Below are 17,982 nucleotides of genomic sequence, written 5' to 3' on the forward strand. Positions count from 1 at the left end.
CCGGTCGGGCCTGCCCGACACGCCGACACCGCGCACGTTCTTCCTGATTCGCTGAAGGGGGGCGGGGTCGAGGCCGGGCAAGGGGGAGGGGCGGAGCCCCGGCACTCGGGCGGGGCGGTGGTTTGGCGCAGCCGCGGCGAGCGCGTCTCGCTGCGGTGGCACCTGCGCCCGGCGATCGTCGCCGGGGTGCTCATCGTGCTGCTCCTGCCGCTCGGCGTCGGCGTGCTCACGACCGGGTCGATGCCGCTCGCCCCGGCCGACATCTGGGCCGCGCTGATCGGTCAGGGCGAGGGCCCGGCGGTTCGCGTGATCGAGGGCATCCGGATGCCCCGCCTCGTCGCCGGCGTCGTCGTCGGCGCCGCGCTCGGCGTGAGCGGCGCGGTGTTCCAGGCGGTGTCGCGCAACCCGCTCGGCTCGCCCGACATCATCGGATTCGTCTCGGGGTCGGCGACGGGCGCGATCGTCGCGATCATCGTGTTCGACGCCCCGGCGCGGATCGTGGCCGCATCGGCCGTCGTGGCCGGCCTCGTCGTCGCTCTCGTGGTCGGTGCGCTCACCCTGCGGCACGGGTCGGGCGCCGGGTACCGGCTGGTGCTCGTCGGCATCGGCGCCGGGGCGTTCCTCGGCGCGGTCAATGATCTGCTCCTCACCCGCAGCCAGCGCGACGAGGCGGTCGGCGCGCAGCAGTGGCTCGTCGGCACGCTGAACGCGCGCGGGTGGGAGGAGGTGCTGCCCACGCTGGTCGCCGTCGTCGTGCTCCTGCCGATCCTCGTGGTGCTGCGCAGCCGGCTCGTGATGCTCGACCTCGGCGACGACGCCGCGCGCCAGATCGGCGTGCCGCTCGGGTCGCTGCGCGTCACGTCGATCGCGATCGCGGTGGTGCTCGCCGCGTTCGCCACCGCCACGGCCGGCCCGATCTCGTTCGTCGCGCTCGCCGCACCGCAGCTCGTGATGCGCGTCGGCCGGTCGGGCACGCTGTCGATCGTCGGTTCGGCCGCGATGGGCGCCGTGCTGCTCGTGGCATCCGACCTCGTGTCGCAGCACCTGCCGCTCGCCCTCGCCGCACCCGTCGGCATCGTGACCGCGATGCTCGGCGGCGTGTACCTGCTCTGGCTGCTCTCGCGCGGCCGCTGACCCAGACCTCGGAACGAACGCCGACCCGGAGGACACACCGTGCACGAGACATCCGCACACCCCCGCGATGCGCACGAGGCGCGCCTCGAGGCATCCTCGTTGCGCCTGGCCTACGACGGATGCGACGTCGTGCACGACCTTGCCGTGCGCATTCCCGACGGCGGCTTCACCGTCATTATCGGGCCGAACGCGTGCGGCAAGTCGACTGTGCTGCGCGCGCTCGCCCGTCAGCTCCGGCCGTCGGCCGGCGCGGTGACGCTCGACGGGCGCGACGTCGACGCGTACCGCCCGAAGGAGTTCGCCCGCGCGCTCGCGCTGCTGCCGCAGTCGGTCGTGCCGCCCGACGGCATTTCGGTGGCCGACCTCATCGCGCGCGGGCGGTTCCCGCATCAGCGGATGCTACGGCAGTGGTCGACCGACGACGAACAAGCGGTGGCGCACGCGATGGCGGCGACGGGCGTCGACGACCTGGCCGACCGGCTCGTCGACGAGCTCTCGGGCGGGCAGCGTCAGCGCGTGCTGCTCGCGATGGTGCTCGCCCAGTCGACCGATCTCGTGCTGCTCGACGAGCCCACGACGTTCCTCGACCTCACCCATCAGATCGAGGTGCTCGAGCTCTGCCGCGACCTGCACGCCGCCGGCAAGACGGTCGTCGCCGTGCTGCACGACGTCGACCAGGCGTGCCGGTATGCGACCCACCTCATCGCGATGCGCGACGGACGCGTCGTCGCCGAGGGCCCGCCCGGCGAGCTCGTGACGGCCGAGCTCGTGGAGGAGGTCTTCGGGTTGCGCGCGCAGGTCGTGCCCGATCCACTGACGGGCACCCCGCTGGTCGTGCCGCTGCCCGGGCGGGCGGCAGTCGCGTGAGCGGGGCGGCGACGATGGGCAGACCGGATGCCACGGGCGCACGCCGACCGACCCGGCCGGCGCCCCCGCGGGCCGATTCCGAGGCTCGGGCGCGCCTGCTCGCCGGGGAGCCGCCCGAGGCGGTGTCGCCGACCTGGCCGGCGTTCGGTCGGTCGGTCGTGGGCGACGACGGGCGGATGCTCCGCGAGGTCACGTTCGTCGCCGACCTGCCGGCTGGGCACGAGGGCATGATCCACCTGAACGGCATCACCGACGGGCACCGCCACGACCTCGGCCCGGCGCTGCTCGAGCGGGTTCCCGGTGCGGCCGGCTCCGACGCCCCGCTCGGCGTCATCGCCTACCTGCTGCCCGACGACCTGGTGGCCAGCTACCGGTTCGCGAGCGCGCCGCACCTGCCCCGCGACGCGGGCCTGACGCATGCGGGCTGGCGGAGCATCCACCGGCTGGGATGTCCCGACCCCCGCAACCCGCGCGAACTGCCGAACCCGCTCGGCACCCGGTCGTCGGTGCTGGTCATGCCGGGTGCGCGGGTGCATCCGGCGTGGGAGGCGCGCACCCCGCGGGAGCCGCGCGAGGTGCGCGCCGAGGTCGTGCCGATCGACGGAGATACCTCGCTCACCGTGCTGCGCCCGGCCGGCGCCGCCGATGGGCGGGTGCTGCTGCTCTTCGACGGCGAGCACTGGGCCGGGGCCGGTGTGCGCGAGGCGCTCGCGCGGCACCTCGCTCCGCCCGCGACGGTGGTGCTCGTGCCGTCGGGAGACCTCGCCCGGCGCGCGGCGCTGCTGCCGCATCCGGAGCGCGTCATCGCACACCTCGAGACCGAGGTGCTGCCCGCCGTCGCCGCGCTGATCGGCGGACTCCCCGACCCGTCGCGGGTGGTCGTCGCCGGGCAGAGCTACGGCGGGCTCGCCGCGGCATCCGTGGCGGCCCTGCGTCCCGACCTCGCGGCGACGGCGATCGTGCAGTCGGGGTCGTTCCACTTCCGGGCCGACGAGGAGTCGCGGGTGCCCGCCGGACAGGTCGGCGACCTCGTGCGGCGGCTCGCCGAGGCATCCGTCTCGGGGCGGTTCGCGGTGCAGGCCGGAACCGAGGAGGCCGGCATGCTCGACCTCGCGCGCAGCTTCGCCGATGCCGCCCGCGCGGCCGGCGGCGACGTGACACTGCGCGCGTACACGGGCGGCCACGACTACGCCTGGTGGTGCACCGGCCTGTTCGACGCCCTTGACGAGCTCGCCGCGCGCTGAATCCGTCGCCGTGCAGACTGGATGCGTGCTGAACGCCCTCGACCTGCCCGCCCCCTTGTCTCCCGCCATTCCCGAAGCCGTGTTGCGCACCGCGCGACCCGACGACGTCGACGCGATCATCCGGCTGCTCACCGACGACGACCTCACGGTCGCGCGCGGGCACGGCGCCGACACCGTGGACCGTGCGGCCTCGCTGCGCGCCCTCGAGTCGGTCATCGGCGACCCGGCGAACACGATCGTGGTCGCCGACCATCCCGTGGACGGCGTCGTGGGCACGATGCAGCTCACGGTCATCCCGGGGATGTCCCGCGGCGGGGCCACGCGCCTGCACGTCGAAGCGGTGCGGGTGCGCAGCGACCTGCGCTCGGCGGGCATCGGCGGCGCGATGATGCGATGGGTGACGGAGGTCGCGGCGCCGCGCCTGGGCGTCGCGCTCGTGCAGCTCACCAGCGACGACCGACGTGTCGATGCGCACCGCTTCTACGAGCGCCTCGGCTTCGCCGGCTCGCACCGCGGATTCAAGTACGCGGTGCCGCGGGGGTGAACCACGCGCGCGGGGGCAGCCCGCGCGCGGCGTCGCTCAGGCGCGCGTCGACTCCCAGCCGAGGCTCGGTGCGACGTGCTCGGCGAACGCGGTGACGAGTCGCAGGTTGAACTCGACACCGAGCTGGCTCGGGATGGTGAGCATGAGCGTATCGGCCGACTGGATCGCGGCATCCCGCTGCAACTGGTCGACCAGCCGGTCGGGCGTGCCCGCATAGGTCTTGCCGAACGTCGAGCGGATGCCGTCGATCACGCCGACCCCGTCGCCGTCCTGGCGGCCGCCGAAGTACAGTTCGTCTTCAGCCGTCGTGATCGGGAAGATCGAACGGCTCACCGACACGCGGGGATCGCCCGGATGCCCCGCTTCGCGCCACGCCGCGCGGAACGCCTCGATCTGCTGCGCCTGCAGTTCGTCGAACGGGATGCCGCGATCTTCGGTGAGCAGCGTCGAGGACATGAGATTAACGCCGACCCGGCCCGCCCACTCGGCGGAGTCGCGGTTGCCGGCGCCCCACCACACCCGCGAGCGCAGCCCTTCGGAGTAGGGCTCGATGCGCTGCATGCCCGTGCCGCCGCCGAACGGCGACGCGGTATCCCGCTCGGCGAGCCCTTCGCCCTCGATCGCCTGCAGGAACCTCGCGAAGTGGTCTCGGGCGATGTCGGCGCCGCGCGGGTCTTGGGAGCCCGTGTAGCCGAACGCCTCGTATCCGCGGACGACGCTCTCGGGTGACCCGCGGCTGACGCCCAGCGCGAGCCGTCCGCCCGAGATGAGGTCGACCGCGGCGGCCTCCTCGGCGAGGTGCAGCGGGTTCTCGTACCGCATGTCGATGACGCCCGTGCCGACCTCGATGCGCTCGGTGCGTGCGGCGATCGCGGCGAGCAGCGGCATCGGCGACGATTGCTGCCGAGCGAAGTGGTGCACGCGGAAGTACACGCCGTTCACGCCGAGGTCGTCCATGCCCTGTGCGAGGTCGATCGCCTGCAGCATCGAGTCGGCCGCCGAGAGCCGGCGCCCGGCGCCGATGGGGCCGTAGTGGCCGAACGAGAGGGTTCCGAAGCGTCGCACGTCGGGGGCAACGCGGGGGTGCCGGGGGCTATTCCGGCGGGTGGCGTGCTGCCAGCCGGACCGGCGGCTGGGATTCCGGGCGCGTCCGACAGGTGACAGCCGCGAGGCATCCGTCTAGCGTGAGCAAGTGGGGGAATACTCACCCTGGATCGCAAAGTTGAGTTGAGTAGACTCAAGTTTGAAGAGAAGGGAAACCGCCTGTGGCCAACATGCAGGGCGCGCCGAGCTCGCAGGACGAGCAGAAGTCGGCGCTCGAACAGTTCGGCGTCGACCTCACCGCGCTCGCGAAGGCCGGCAAACTCGACCCGGTGATCGGCCGCGACTCCGAGATCCGCCGCGTCAGCCAGGTGCTCACCCGGCGCACCAAGAACAACCCCGTGCTCATCGGCGAGCCCGGCGTCGGCAAGACCGCGGTCGTCGAGGGGCTCGCGCAGCGCATCGTCGCGGGCGACGTCGCCGAGAGCCTGAAGAACAAGCGGCTCGTCTCGCTCGACATCTCGGCACTCGTGGCAGGCGCCATGTACCGCGGTCAGTTCGAAGAGCGGCTGAAGAGCGTGCTCAAAGAGATCGACGAGGCCGAGGGCGAGATCATCACGTTCGTCGACGAACTGCACCTGCTGATGGGCGCCGGCGGCGGCGAGGGGTCGGTCGCGGCATCCAACATGTTGAAGCCGATGCTCGCCCGAGGCGAGCTGCACCTCATCGGCGCGACCACGCTCAACGAGTACCGCGAGTACATCGAGAAGGACGCGGCGCTCGAGCGCCGGTTCCAGCAGGTGTATGTCGGCGAGCCCAGCGTGGAAGACACCATCGCGATCCTCCGCGGCCTGCGCGGCCGGTACGAGGCGCACCACGGCGTCACGATCACCGACGCCGCGCTGGTCGCCGCGGCCTCCCTCTCGAACCGCTACATCTCGGCCCGCCAGCTGCCCGACAAGGCCATCGACCTCGTCGACGAAGCCATGAGCCGCCTCAAGATGGAGATCGACTCGAGCCCAGTCGAGATCGACCAGCTCAAGCGCGAGGTCGACCGCATGAAGCTCGAAGAGCTCGCCCTGAAGAAAGAGAAGGATGACGCGTCGAAAGAGCGGCTCGCGAAGCTGCGCGAGACCCTCGTCGGCAAAGAGCGGGAGCTCGCGAGCCTCGAAGAGCGATGGGCTCGAGAGAAGCAGGGCCTCAACCGGGTCGGCGAGCTGAAGAAGCGGCTCGACGAGGCGATCACGCAGCGCGACCTCGCGCTGCGCGCCGGCGACTACGCGCGGGCGTCGAAGCTCGAGTACGAGACGATCGCCCAGCTCGGGCGCGACATCACCGAGGCGGAGCAGGCGGATGCCTCCGGCAACGCCGGCGGCGAACCCCGCATGGTCAACGAGCAGGTGACCGAGGAGGACATCGCCGCGGTCATCTCGGCGTGGACCGGCATCCCCGTCGGGCGCCTGCTGCAGGGCGAGATGGAGAAGCTGCTGCACCTCGAGACCGAGCTCGGCAAGCGGCTCATCGGGCAGAAGGCGGCCGTGGCATCCGTCGCCGATGCCGTGCGCCGCTCGCGGGCCGGGCTCAGCGACCCCAATCGTCCGACCGGGTCGTTCCTGTTCCTCGGCCCGACCGGCGTCGGCAAGACCGAGCTGGCGAAGGCACTCGCCGAGTTCCTGTTCGACGACGAGCACGCGATGGTGCGCATCGACATGAGCGAGTACGGCGAGAAGTTCTCGGTCTCGCGGCTCGTCGGCGCGCCCCCCGGGTACGTCGGGTACGACCAGGGCGGCCAGCTCACCGAGGCGGTGCGGCGCCGGCCCTACAGCGTGATCCTGTTCGACGAGGTCGAGAAGGCGCACCCCGAGGTGTTCGACGTGCTGCTGCAGGTGCTCGACGACGGCCGACTCACCGACGGGCAGGGGCGCACCGTGGACTTCCGCAACACGATCCTCATCCTCACGTCGAACCTCGGGTCGCAGTACCTCATCGACCCGACGCTGAGCTGGGACGAGAAGGAGGCCGCGGTGCAGGCCGCCGTGCGGCAGTCGTTCAAGCCCGAGTTCGTGAACCGGCTCGACGACATCGTCGTGTTCAGCGCGCTGAGCGAGCAGGAGCTCGCCGAGATCGTGAACCTCTACATCGATCGGCTCGGCGTGCGGCTGCACGAGCGCCGGCTCGAGCTCGGGGTCACGCCCGATGCGCGCGCCTGGCTCGCCGAGCGCGGCTACGACCCGCTGTACGGTGCGCGCCCGCTGCGCCGGCTCATGCAGAAGGAGATCGACGACCGGTTGGCACGGGCGCTGCTGTCGGGTGAGATCCACGACGGCGACGCGGTCGTGGTCGGGCTCGCGCCCGACGGCGGCTCGCTCACGGTCACGCGCGGTGAGCCGGTCGCTCGTCCGGATGCCTCGGAGGCGTCGGATGCCCCGGATGACGACGTGATCGACGCCGAGATCGTGGAGTAGGCCCGCGCCCGGTCCCGCGCGCCCGCCCGCCCGGCGCCGACGCAGGTATCGTTTGGACGCGATTCGGCGGGGGTGCGCCCGGGTGGGCGCCGAATCGCGTCCAAACGATGGGCGGCGCGGGTGCGCTCCCGGTGCCGGACCGTGCCGGACCGTGCCGCACCTACTCGGCGGGCTTCGCCGCCGGCTCGGGCTCGCGCACGCCGTTCACTGCGGGGGTGATGCGTCGCTCGAGGGCGATGGCGAGCACCGCGATGGCGAAGCATCCGATCACCATCGTCGCGATGTACCCCGCTTGCAGGCCGTGGTCGAGCAGTAGGCCCGCCGCGATCGGCCCGGTGATGGCGCCGCCCTGGAACGCCGCCGAGTTGATCGCGTTGTAGCGCCCGCGGCTGCGGTCGCTCGCGAGGTCGTTGTAGACCGCCGGCACGGTCGGTTGCAGCATGGTCTCGCCGAACGCGAACACGCCCATGAACGCGAGCACGCCGATCGCCGCAGCGAGCGTGTCGGGCAACAGGCCCGTCGCTCCGAGGATGAGCCACGAGGCCGCCCACACCAGCGCCATGACCTGCATCACGCGGGTGCGACGCCGGCCGCTGATGAACTTCAGCACGGTGAACTGCAGCAGCACGATGACGGCGGTGTTCACGGCGAACGAGAAGCCGATGACCTGCGTCGACACGCCCGAAACCTGCCGCGCGAACGCCGGGAACCCGCCCTCCATCTGCCCGTAGCCGATGAACATCGCGACGAACGTGAGCAGGCTGACCCAGAGCACCTCGGGGCGGCGCAGGATCTGCCGGTACCCCTCTGCGGGCGCGTCGGGTGCCGCGGGGTCGGGCTCGCCCTGCGTGCGCACCTTGCGCAGCGGCCCGAGCAGCAGCGCCATCGGGATGAGGCTCGTCGCGGCATCCACCAGGAAGATGATCGTGAAGGTCTCGGGTCGCGTGACGTCGACGAAGAACCCGCCGATGATGCCGCCCACGCCGATGCCGAGGTTGATGAGCGCGAAGTTCACGCCGAAGTACTGCTGGCGCACCTCGCCGTGAACGATGGTCGCGATGAGGGCGTTGAAGCCGATCCACGAGACGCCGAAGTTCACGCCGATGAGCACGAGTGCGACGCCGGCGACGAACGGATGCGTCGCGTAGGCGAGGATCGTGCACCCGACGATCATCGCGGCGAGCCCGACCAACAGCACGACACGTGCACCGTACCGGTCGATGAGGGTGCCGCCGGGCCCCGCGATGACCAGCGCGACGATCGCGATCAGGCTCATCAGGAACCCCGACATGCCGAGGCTGAACCCGCGCACCTCGTGCAGGTAGATGATCGTGAACGGCAGGGTGAGCCCGCGGCCGAGGGTCTGGAACGCGACCGTCGACAGCAGCCAGCGCCCCTCGGTGGGAAGGGACTGCCAGAAGGAGCGCGCGCTGATCACTCGGGACATTCTGCCCGAACCCCCCGACAGGGGGTGACCGCGGCCGGTCGCGCTCGCCGAGTCGGCGGACGCGCGCGGCGCGAGCGCCGCGCGCGCCGCTTCCCTCGCGCCCCCGCCTCCCGCTAGCGTGGGCGCAGGGGCGCCGGCGGGGGCGCGCTCGACGAAGGGGGACGTCGTATGACCGAAGAGCAGTTCGAGACCGGCGGAACGACGCTGAGCCGCGGCCAGGTGAACGTGGTGCGCCTGACCGGGCTCGCGGGCATCGTGGGCGGCATCGCGATGGTCGTCGTCGCGATCTTGGCGTGGATCTCGGTGTCGAACCAGCTGCGCGCCGAAGACATCGTGATCCCCGACGACGCGCCGATCTTCGCGGGCAAGGTCGTCGACGGCCCGATCGACGCGTTCATCCAGGCGGGCGTCATCGACATGCATGCCCGCGAGATGGCCGACGGCAAGACCTACGCCGAGCTCGACCGTGAGGATCCGCTGCGGGCGACCGTCATGAACGCCTCGTTCCTGCGCGCGTCGCTGTTCACGTCCGTCATCGCGTTCGGCGTCGCGCTCATGGCGGGCGGCGTCGGGTTGCTGTTCATCCTGTTCGGATGGTCGCTGCGGGTCGTCGTACCGCCGTTCCCGAAGCAGACGTAGACGAGACGGGCTCAGACCAGGACGGCGGATGCCTCGGGCCGACGTGGCCCGAGGCATCCGCGCGTGCGCTGCCGGGTGGCTATGCGGCCGCGACCACCAGCTCTTCGAGCGGCTTGCGCGATCGAGGGGCGACCTCGCGCTCGCGCAGCGGTGCGGAGAGCGCGTCGACGTCGCCGAGCACGCCGATCGCGGTGATCGAGACGACTTCGAGGTTCGCGGCGAGGCCGAAGGCATCGGCGATGCGGGCGGCGTCGAACCCGCCCATCTGGTGCGTGTGCAGGCCCTCGTGCTGCGCCTGCACGGTGAGGTGCGCCACGGCCTGGCCGAGGTCGTAGCGGCCCCACGGGCGCGGCCGGCCCTCGTCGTCGGCGGTCTCGGCCACGTTCACGATGAGCACGGCGGCCGAGTCGGCCCACTCGCGGTTGAAGCCCATCAGCGCGCCGTGCACGGTCGCGAACGCGTCGGTGCCGCGGCGGGCGACGATGAACCGCCACGGCTGCGAGTTGTTCGCCGACGGCGCCCAGCGGGCGGCCTCGAGGATGGTGCGCAGCAGGTCGACCGACACCTCAGCCGCGGGGTCGTACGCGCGCGGACTCCAGCGCTCGACGAGCGGGTCGATGAGCGGGGCGGTCGTGTCGGCCTTGCGTGAGGTGAGTTCGGTGACGAGGGTCATGCGCTGCGGTGCCTTCGGATCGGGGAACGGGATCGGGCGCCGTTGACCTGATCGATTACAACGCATGGATGTTACGCCTATTCCCTGGGCGCCTCGTGCGTGCGCTCGCGCTCATCGAGTGTTTCCGGTTGCACTGAGTTCGGCCGCTCGAGCGGCCACATCGGGTGGGGGCGGAAACACTCGGCGGCGAGGCCGGCAGCGTGCGCTCAGGCGGTGAGCTCCTCGCCGATCGCTGACACGAACGCGTCGATGTCGGCCTCGGTCGTGTCGAACGAGCACATCCAGCGCACCTCGTTGCGCGAGGCATCCCAGTCGTAGAAGCGGAACCCGCGCGCGCGCAGCCGGTCGGCCGCGCCGTCGGGCAGCGTTGCGAAGACCCCGTTCGACTGGGTCGCCTGCGTGAACCCGAGCCCGTGCAGTTCGCCCGACGCGATGCCGGCGTCGAGCGCGTCACGCAGGCGGCTCGCCATCGCGTTCGCGTGCGCGGCGCTGCGCAGCCACAGATCGCCGTCGAGCAGCGCGATCAGCTGCGCCGACACGAACCGCATCTTCGACGCGAGCTGCATGTTCAGCTTGCGCAGGTAGACGAGTCCGTCGGATGCCTCGGGGTTCAGCACCACGATCGCCTCGGCGCCGAGCGCGCCGTTCTTGGTGCCGCCGAAGCTCAGCACGTCGACGCCGGCGTCGCGCGTGAACGCGCGCAGCGGCAGATCGAGCGAGGCCGCCGCGTTCGCGAGACGAGCGCCGTCGAGGTGCAGTTTCATGCCGTGCCCGTGCACGTGGTCGGCCAGCGCGCGGATCTCGTCGGCGGTGTACGCGGTGCCCAGCTCGGTGGTCTGCGTGATCGACACGACGAGCGGTTGCGCGCGGTGCTCGTCGCCCCAGCCCCACGCCTCGCGGTCGACGAGCTCGGGCGTGAGCTTGCCGTCGGGCGCCTCGACGGTCAGCAGCTTCATGCCGCCGACGCGCTCGGGCGCTCCGCCCTCGTCGGAGTTGATGTGCGCGGTCTTCGCGCTGATGACGGCGCCCCAGCGCGGCAGCATCGACTGCAGCGCGGTCACGTTCGCGCCCGTGCCGTTGAACACCGGGAACGCCTCGACGCCCTCGCCGAAGTGCTGCGCGAACACCTGCTGCAGGCGCTCGGTGTACTGGTCTTCGCCGTAGGCGACCTGGTGGCCGCCGTTCGCGGTCGCGATGGCGTCGAGCACCTCGGGGTGCACACCGGAGTAGTTGTCGGAGGCGAAGCCGCGGATGGCGGTGTCGTGGAGCTGGTTCACCGAACCATCCTCGCATCGTCATCACCGCCGAGTGTTTCCGGTCGCGCGCTCGGTGTCCGTTCGTGCGGAAACGCGGTGCACAAACGGAAACACTCGGAGAGGGAGAGGGTGGGTGGGGAGAGGGAGAGGGAGAGGGAGAGGGAGAGGGAGGGTGGGGAGAGGGTGGGGAGGGGGAGAGGGTGGGCGCTGCCCGATGGGGCAGGCGGGCGTGCCCCATCGGGTGCGTCGCGGGCGGGTCGGATGCCGCGACCCTCGGCGAGACTCGAAGCATGGCCGGCGCACCGCACTCGGTCGCCACGAGGGCTGCCGTCACCAGCGCGCTCGCCGACGCCCGGCATCGGGGCGCCGGCACGGCACCCCACGCCCCCGCGGGCCGGGCCGGTGCCGTGCTCGCGCTGCAGCGCACGGCGGGCAACGCGGCCGTGAGCGCACTCATGGCCGCGAAGCTGAAGTGGCCGAGCGAGCAGGCGGGATCCGAGATCGACGCCGCGCTGCGCGAACTGCGCCGTGACGAGCCGGCGATCGACACCGTCGAGCAGGGGCTCAAGCAGGCCAAGGCGGTCGGGGTTCCCGTCGACCTCGAGGGGCCGAAGCCGCCGGCCGCCGCGCTCGCCGTGACGAAGACGGGATTCGGTCCGGGCTCGGTCGCCGGCAAGAAGCCCGTGCCGCCGCCCAAGCCCGTTCCGGCGGTGTCGCCGCTCGGCAAGGCCGCCGCCGCGAAGCCCAAGGCCGCCGGGCCGGCGAAGCCCGCGAGCCCGGTCGGCGCGATGACGGCGGGCGGCGGTGCGGCAGCAGGTGGCGCCGCCGCGGGCGCCGCGGCATCCGCACCGCTCAGCGCCGACAAGCTGCTGCTGCCGCCCGAGCCGCCCGCGCACACCAAGCCCGCGCAGGATCCCGCGTTCGCGAAGGTGGCCGGCGGAGTCAAGGCGGTCGGGGCCGCCAAGCGCGCCCATCCGCCAGCCGCCGCGAAGGCGCAGGAGGCGCAGGGCGCCGCCGTCGCACCCGCCGACGACCTCGCCGGGCAGGCGAAGGCCGCCAAGGCCGACACGATGGATGCGCAGCAGCCCGGGTCGTTCGACAAGAAGGCGTTCATCGCCGCGGTGAAGGCCGCGATCGAGGCGAAGTCGCCGAAGACGCTGAAAGAGGCCGACGACGCGGCGAAGTCGGGCAAGGCCGGCGACGTGAAGGGCGAGATCAAGGGTCTCGTCGGCCAGGGCACGAACGAGTCGGCGAAGGACATCGAGCAGGCGACGGATGCTCCGCCCGACACCTCGAAGGCGGTCGCCAAGCCCGTGACGCCGCTCGCGCCCGAGAACCCGGGCCCCGCGCCATCCGTGCCCGCCGCCGGGGCCGTGCCGAAGCCCGCGCCGCCAGAGCAGACCAACCTGCAGGCCGGCAAGCAGCAGGTCGGCGACGAGATGGCGCAGGCGAACGTCACCGACCAGCAGCTGGCCGAGTCGAACGAGCCCGAGTTCCAGGGCGCGCTGGCCGACAAGCAGGAGGCGGCCAAGCACGCCGACACGGCCCCCGCGGAGTATCGCTCGCAGGAGCAGGCCACCATCGAGCAGAGCAGGGCGGATGCCTCGGCCACCACCGCGGCGGGCATGCAGGGCATGCAGGGGTCGAAGGCCGCCGCCCTCGCGCAGCTCGTCGCGCAGAAGGGCAAGGCGAAGTCGAAGGACGAGCAGAAGCGCGCCGAGGTGACCGCGAAGATCCAGTCGATCTTCGCCGCGACCGAGACCGACGTGAAGCAACTGCTCGACGGCATCGACCCGAAGGTCGAGAAGGCGTTCGAGACCGGCGAGGCGAGCGCGCGGGCCGCGTTCGAGTCGTACGTCTCGCAGAAGATGTCGGCCTACAAGGCGGATCGGTACGGCGGATGGCTCGGCGGCCTGCGCTGGGCCAAGGACAAGCTCTTCGGCATGCCCGCCAAGGTCGACGAGTTCTACGAGGCCGGCCGCGAGCTGTACCTGAAGCGCATGGACGGGGTGATCTCGGGGGTCGCGGACATCGTCGCCACGGATCTCACGAAGGCGAAGCAGCGCATCGCGAAGGGCCGCGCCGAGATCGCCGCCTACGTGAAGTCGCTGCCGCAGGACCTGCAGAAGGTCGGCTCCGAAGCGGCGACCGAGATCGGCGACCGGTTCGAACAGCTCGAGAGCGACGTGAACGACAAGCAGAACGAGGTCGTCGAGACGCTCGCGTCGAAGTACGTCGAAGCCCGGTCGGGCCTCGATGAGCGCATCGAGGCGCTGCAGGCCGAGAACAAGGGACTCGTCGACAAGGCGATCGGCGCGATCAAGGCCGTCATCAACACCATCCGCGAGCTCGTCGCCATGCTGACGAACGCGCTCGCGCGGGCCGTCAGCGTCATCGGCGACATCATCGCGGCGCCCGTGAAGTTCCTCGGCAACCTGATCGCCGGCGTGAAGGGCGGCATCGAGAAGTTCTTCAACGGCATCGAGGAGCACCTGAAGAAGGGCCTCATGGGCTGGCTGTTCGGCCAGCTCGGCGACGCCGGCATCGAACTGCCCGACTCATTCGACATCAAGGGGATCGTCAAGCTCGTGGCATCCGTCTTCGGGCTCACCTGGACGAACATCCGCAACCGGATCGTGAAGCAGATCGGCGACACCGCGATGAACGCGGTCGAGAAGGGCGTCGAGATCTTCCAGATCATGAAGGACCAGGGCATCGGCGGACTCTGGCAGAAGCTCGTCGAGAAGATCGGCGACATCAAGGCCATGATCATGGAGCAGCTGCAGGACTTCGTCGTGACGAAGATCATCGTCGCCGGCATCCAATGGCTGATCGGGCTGCTGAACCCCGCCGCCGCGTTCATCAAGGCCTGCAAGCTGATCTACGACGTCGTCATGTTCTTCGTGAACAACGCCGCCCGCATCGCCGAGTTCGTGAACACCGTGCTCGACGGCGTGGTCGAGATCGCGCGCGGCAACGTGAGCGTCGTCGTCGACAAGGTCGACCAGGCGCTCGGCCGCATGGTGCCGATCCTCATCGGCTTCATGGCGAGCGTGCTCGGCATCGGCGGCATCGGCGAGAAGATCCGGTCGATCCTGAAGGCCATTCAGCGGCCCATCACCAAGGCCATCGACGCGATCATCAAGGGCGGGCTGAAGCTCGCGGGCCCGATCATCCGCGGCATCAAGGGCATCAGCACGCGGGTGAAGGCCAAGGTCGCCGCCGGCAAGGCGTGGGTGAAGGGCAAGGCCGAGGCGGGCAAGCAGTGGGTGAAGGGGAAGGTGGCCGATCTGCGCGGTGGCCGGGGATCGGTGCGCGAGGCACGCGACCGCGCGGATCGCGTACTGACCGCGCCCGGAGCCACGCTGGAATCGGTGCGCGGGGCGCTTCCGGCGATCAGGTCGGAGTATGGGCTCGCGCGGGCGGAGCTCGTCTCAGGGCGGGCGCCGAACACCTATCACGTGCACGTGCAACGCGAGGACGCGAACACCCCCGACCGACCGGTCGCTGCGCCCCCCGCCGCCGCGACCACCGCCGAGCAACTCGCCCGGGCGACCTCACTCGTCGGCACGTTGATCGTGATCGGCCGCACCCAGGAGGAGTGGGTCGTGGCGAAGGTCGACCGTGTCGACGCGGCGACACAGGTCGTCTACTGCTCGTTCGTCAAGAAGACCGGCCGAGGCCCGAAAGCCTCGACGTCGCTGGCCCGCGGATTCCCGGTCGCGAAGTTCCTGAAGAACCACGACGAGACGAAGGACGAGCTGCGGCCGCACACCGGCGGCATCCACAAGTCGAAGTACGTCGTGGAGGGTCCCCCGATGGGGAAGTTCTTCATCGCCCCCGAGTACAAGAAGAAGTGGCGGTCGCTCTTCTACGGCACCGACTACGGCCCGGTCGTCGATGCGATGAAGCTCCGGCGGCTCACCACGACCTACGGAGTCGGCGACGGGCTCCGGCACAAGGACGACGTCGGCAAGCATCCCGGTCAGAGGTGGTTCTACGAGAACGTCTGGTACGAGAACGTGCACAAGGGCGTCGGCGAAGCCACCCTCGACCACGATCCGACCGTCGTCAGCCATTTCAACGGAGCCGGCAAGAACACCGATCAGGCGACCCGGAAGGCCTGGTACGGGCAGGGGAAGTTCGAGATCGTGCCGCGCTCGGTGAACAGTTCGTGGGGCAGCGAGAACGAGGACACCCAGTCGCGCGAGAAGGTCGACTGGGATGCCGGCGTCGGGATGGACTTCCGCGGGCCGGGCGAGAGTGCGTGAGCTCACGGATGCCTCGCTCGCGTGTCTGCCTGAGGCGGCCGGAAAACCGGATGAGCCGCGTCATCCCCCGATACAGATGGGAGAGCCCGGCTCATCCTGCTTTCGGTGTGGGTACTGGATGCCTCGGGCTGCGTGCGCCCGAGGCATCCAGCTCGCTCGCGGAACCGAGCGACCCAGAGCGCGCGAGCGCTACCCCCGCAGCGCCTCGCTGAACTTCACCCGCGCGCCGGTGCGCAGCAGCGAGTTGCGGTACATCCGCTCGCCGATGAGCACCGCGAGCACGGTCGTCGCAATGAGGATCACGAGCGAGAGGATCGGCTCCCACCACTCGGCCTGCTCGAGGAAGATCCGCACGGGCATGCCGATCGGGGCGGAGAACGGCACGTAGCTCATGATCGTGAGCACGGTCGGGTTGTCGTTGAGGAATACGACGAGGAAGTAGGGGATCATCACGAGCATGGTCACGGGCGTGGTCACATTGCCCACGTCTTCGGCCCGCGACACGGTCGCCGCCGTCGCCGCGAACAGGGCCGCGAGCATCACGAACCCGATCGCGAAGAACACCACGAACCAGACCACCGACGGTCCGAGACCGCCGAGCAGCACGCGCTGCCCGGTCACGGCGAGCCCGAGGATCGCGAGCGCGGCGATCGCGATGATCTGCCCGAACGCCATCACGCTGTTGCCGATCACCTTGCCGGTGAGCAGCGCCCGCGCCGACACCGCCGACAGCAGGATCTCGATGATGCGGGTCTGCTTCTCCTCCACCACCGACTGCGCGATGGTCGACCCGAACGTGATCGCCGAGAAGAAGAACACGATGCCGAAGCCGAGCGCGACGAAGTAGGCGAGCAGCGGGTCGGCAGGTGCCGGGTCGAGCACGGCGAACGGCGGCGTGATCGCGAGCGCCTGCACGACGCTGCGCGGCGCCTGGTCGATGCCGACCACGGTCACGTCGAACGCGGCGGACGACGCGGCCTGCGAGGCATCCGCGCCGCTGGTCACGGTCGTCGCGTCATCGAGCAGGCCGGATGACTCGACCAGCGCCGTGGGCGCCACGATCGCGTCGACGTCGCCGTCGCGCAGCAACTGCTCGGCCGCGTCGAGGTCGGCGGCGGGCTCCGAGCGCAGGCCGGTCGCGGCGACCGCGTCGGATGCCTCGCCGACGACGGCGACCTTCGGCGGCTCCTGGTTGGCGCTCACGAGCGAGCCGATCACGACCGATGCGAGCACGGCGAGCATGAGCACGAGCGTCGAGATGACGAACGCCTTGCTGCGCAGCCGCGACATGATCTCGCGCGACGCGACGAGCCCGACGGTTTCGCTGAAACGCGGCTCGTGCTGCTCCTTCTGCACTGAAACGGCGGTGCTCATTGCACGACCTCCTTGAAGATCTGGGCGAGCGTGGTCTGCTCGCGGGTGAAGCTGACGACCTCGCCGCGGCGCACGGCCTCTTCGAGCACCGCCTGCCGCGAGGCATCCGATTCGGGTTCGAAGAGCGCCCATCCGCCGTCGAAGCCGACCACCTCGACGCCGGGCACGTCGCGCACCCAGCCGGCGTCGCCGCCGGTGAGCAGCTCCCAGCGAGCGGTGCCGTGCTCCTCGCGGAGGGCGTCGCGTGCACCTGCGGCGGCGATGCGCCCGTCGGCGATGATCACGAGGTCGTCGCAGATGCGCTCGACCACGTCGAGCTGGTGGCTCGAGAACAGCACGGGCGCGCCCTGCGCGGCGGCGTCGGCGAGCACGCCCTGCACGACGTCGACCGCCATCGGGTCGAGGCCCGAGAACGGCTCGTCGAGGATCAGCAGGTCGGGCCGGTGCACGAGCGCGGCGGCGATCTGCGCGCGTTGCTGGTTGCCGAGCGAGAGCGACTCGACGGTGTCGTCCAATCGCTCCTCGAGCCCGAGCCGCTCGAGCAGCTCGGTCGCGTTGCGTCGGGCCGCCGCGGTCGACCAGCCGTGCAGGCGGGCGAGGTAGACCGTCTGCTCGAGCACCTTCATCTTGGGGTAGAGGCCACGCTCCTCGGGCATGTAGCCGAAACGGCGCCGGTCGGTCGCGGTGACGGTGCGGCCGTCGAGGCGCACCGCACCGGCATCGGCCGCGAGCACGCCGAGGACGATGCGCATGGTCGTGGTCTTGCCGGCGCCGTTGCCGCCGACGAAGCCGGTGAGCCGGCCGTCGCCGACGGCGAAGCTGACGCCGTCGAGCGCGAGGCGGTCGCCGTAGCGCTTGGTGAGTCCGTCGAGTTCGAGCATGGATGTCACGGTACGGATGCCTCGCGGGCGAGGCATCCGTCGCGTGGGGGGTCTTCGGAGGCGGTGTCGGATGTCGCGTGGCGCGCGATGCGGTCGCCTCCGCCGCGCGGGGGAGCCGCGAGGCATCCGGGGGGTTCCCGATGTCG

13 protein-coding genes are annotated in these 17,982 nt (G+C 71.0%); 7 read left to right on the plus strand and 6 right to left on the minus strand.

What is annotated here, in order from left to right; all coding sequences use genetic code 11:
* The first annotated feature begins 117 nt into the window (after positions 1-117).
* Genes FLP10_RS09735 through FLP10_RS09750 form a run of 4 tightly spaced genes read left to right on the plus strand, consistent with a single transcriptional unit; the run spans position 118 to position 3,789 of the window.
* Positions 118-1,134, plus strand: coding sequence for a FecCD family ABC transporter permease (locus FLP10_RS09735; protein ID WP_168209158.1), 1,017 nt, complete (start codon positions 118-120; stop codon positions 1,132-1,134).
* 39 nt (positions 1,135-1,173) lie between these two features.
* Complete coding sequence (locus FLP10_RS09740) at positions 1,174-2,001, plus strand: ABC transporter ATP-binding protein (protein WP_149160680.1); 828 nt, start codon at positions 1,174-1,176, stop codon at positions 1,999-2,001.
* A gap of 14 nt (positions 2,002-2,015) precedes the next feature.
* Positions 2,016-3,245, plus strand: coding sequence for an enterochelin esterase domain-containing protein (locus FLP10_RS09745; RefSeq protein WP_149160681.1), 1,230 nt, complete (start codon positions 2,016-2,018; stop codon positions 3,243-3,245).
* Between the two features lie 25 nt (positions 3,246-3,270).
* Positions 3,271-3,789: a GNAT family N-acetyltransferase gene (locus FLP10_RS09750; protein ID WP_149160682.1), complete on the plus strand. Its 519-nt coding sequence runs from the start codon at positions 3,271-3,273 to the stop codon at positions 3,787-3,789.
* A gap of 36 nt (positions 3,790-3,825) precedes the next feature.
* Here FLP10_RS09750 and FLP10_RS09755 read toward each other — a convergent pair whose 3' ends face one another.
* Positions 3,826-4,854 carry an LLM class flavin-dependent oxidoreductase gene (locus FLP10_RS09755; RefSeq protein ID WP_149160683.1) on the minus strand — a complete coding sequence of 343 codons (1,029 nt, stop codon included), beginning with the start codon at positions 4,852-4,854 and terminating at the stop codon, positions 3,826-3,828.
* Positions 4,855-5,063: 209 nt separating this feature from the next.
* Between FLP10_RS09755 and FLP10_RS09760 the strand changes: the two genes are divergently transcribed.
* Positions 5,064-7,295 (plus strand): ATP-dependent Clp protease ATP-binding subunit, encoded by a 2,232-nt coding sequence (locus FLP10_RS09760; RefSeq protein ID WP_149162198.1) that lies wholly within the window; start codon positions 5,064-5,066, stop codon positions 7,293-7,295.
* Between the two features lie 160 nt (positions 7,296-7,455).
* Here FLP10_RS09760 and FLP10_RS09765 read toward each other — a convergent pair whose 3' ends face one another.
* A complete protein-coding gene (locus FLP10_RS09765; RefSeq protein WP_149160684.1) occupies positions 7,456-8,742 on the minus strand; it encodes an MFS transporter in 1,287 nt (428 codons plus the stop codon).
* A 168-nt stretch (positions 8,743-8,910) separates the two neighbouring features.
* Here FLP10_RS09765 and FLP10_RS09770 point away from each other — a divergent pair, with 168 nt between their 5' ends.
* Positions 8,911-9,381 (plus strand): aromatic ring-opening dioxygenase LigA, encoded by a 471-nt coding sequence (locus FLP10_RS09770; protein WP_149160685.1) that lies wholly within the window; start codon positions 8,911-8,913, stop codon positions 9,379-9,381.
* 79 nt (positions 9,382-9,460) lie between these two features.
* Here FLP10_RS09770 and FLP10_RS09775 read toward each other — a convergent pair whose 3' ends face one another.
* Together FLP10_RS09775 and FLP10_RS09780 are read right to left on the minus strand one after the other, a co-directional pair.
* The gene (locus FLP10_RS09775; protein ID WP_149160686.1) at positions 9,461-10,054 is read right to left on the minus strand and encodes a nitroreductase family protein; all 594 of its coding nucleotides are present in this window, start codon (positions 10,052-10,054) and stop codon (positions 9,461-9,463) included.
* A gap of 206 nt (positions 10,055-10,260) precedes the next feature.
* On the minus strand, positions 10,261-11,331 hold the full coding sequence (locus FLP10_RS09780; protein WP_149160687.1) for a threonine aldolase family protein: 1,071 nt from the start codon (positions 11,329-11,331) through the stop codon (positions 10,261-10,263).
* A gap of 269 nt (positions 11,332-11,600) precedes the next feature.
* Between FLP10_RS09780 and FLP10_RS09790 the strand changes: the two genes are divergently transcribed.
* Positions 11,601-15,581, plus strand: coding sequence for a phage tail protein (locus FLP10_RS09790; protein WP_168209159.1), 3,981 nt, complete (start codon positions 11,601-11,603; stop codon positions 15,579-15,581).
* A gap of 189 nt (positions 15,582-15,770) precedes the next feature.
* On the opposite strand, the gene FLP10_RS09795 is transcribed toward FLP10_RS09790, so the two are convergent.
* Positions 15,771-16,955 (minus strand): ABC transporter permease, encoded by a 1,185-nt coding sequence (locus FLP10_RS09795; RefSeq protein ID WP_149160688.1) that lies wholly within the window; start codon positions 16,953-16,955, stop codon positions 15,771-15,773.
* A complete protein-coding gene (locus FLP10_RS09800) occupies positions 16,952-17,836 on the minus strand; it encodes an ABC transporter ATP-binding protein (protein WP_149160689.1) in 885 nt (294 codons plus the stop codon). Before FLP10_RS09800 ends, FLP10_RS09795 begins: the two co-directional genes overlap by 4 nt.
* Positions 17,837-17,982 lie beyond the last annotated feature (146 nt).

The organism is Agromyces intestinalis (genome assembly GCF_008365295.1).
GTDB classification, from domain to species: Bacteria; Actinomycetota; Actinomycetes; order Actinomycetales; family Microbacteriaceae; genus Agromyces; species Agromyces intestinalis.

Coding starts and splice junctions, on each gene's coding strand:
- FLP10_RS09765 (WP_149160684.1), bottom strand. CDS start 8,742: ATGTCCCGAGTGATCAGCGCGCGCTCCTTCTGGCAGTCCCTTCCCACC.
- FLP10_RS09760 (WP_149162198.1), top strand. CDS start 5,064: ATGCAGGGCGCGCCGAGCTCGCAGGACGAGCAGAAGTCGGCGCTCGAA.
- FLP10_RS09790 (WP_168209159.1), top strand. CDS start 11,601: ATGGCCGGCGCACCGCACTCGGTCGCCACGAGGGCTGCCGTCACCAGC.
- FLP10_RS09745 (WP_149160681.1), top strand. CDS start 2,016: ATGGGCAGACCGGATGCCACGGGCGCACGCCGACCGACCCGGCCGGCG.
- FLP10_RS09770 (WP_149160685.1), top strand. CDS start 8,911: ATGACCGAAGAGCAGTTCGAGACCGGCGGAACGACGCTGAGCCGCGGC.
- FLP10_RS09800 (WP_149160689.1), bottom strand. CDS start 17,836: ATGCTCGAACTCGACGGACTCACCAAGCGCTACGGCGACCGCCTCGCG.
- FLP10_RS09775 (WP_149160686.1), bottom strand. CDS start 10,054: ATGACCCTCGTCACCGAACTCACCTCACGCAAGGCCGACACGACCGCC.
- FLP10_RS09795 (WP_149160688.1), bottom strand. CDS start 16,955: ATGAGCACCGCCGTTTCAGTGCAGAAGGAGCAGCACGAGCCGCGTTTC.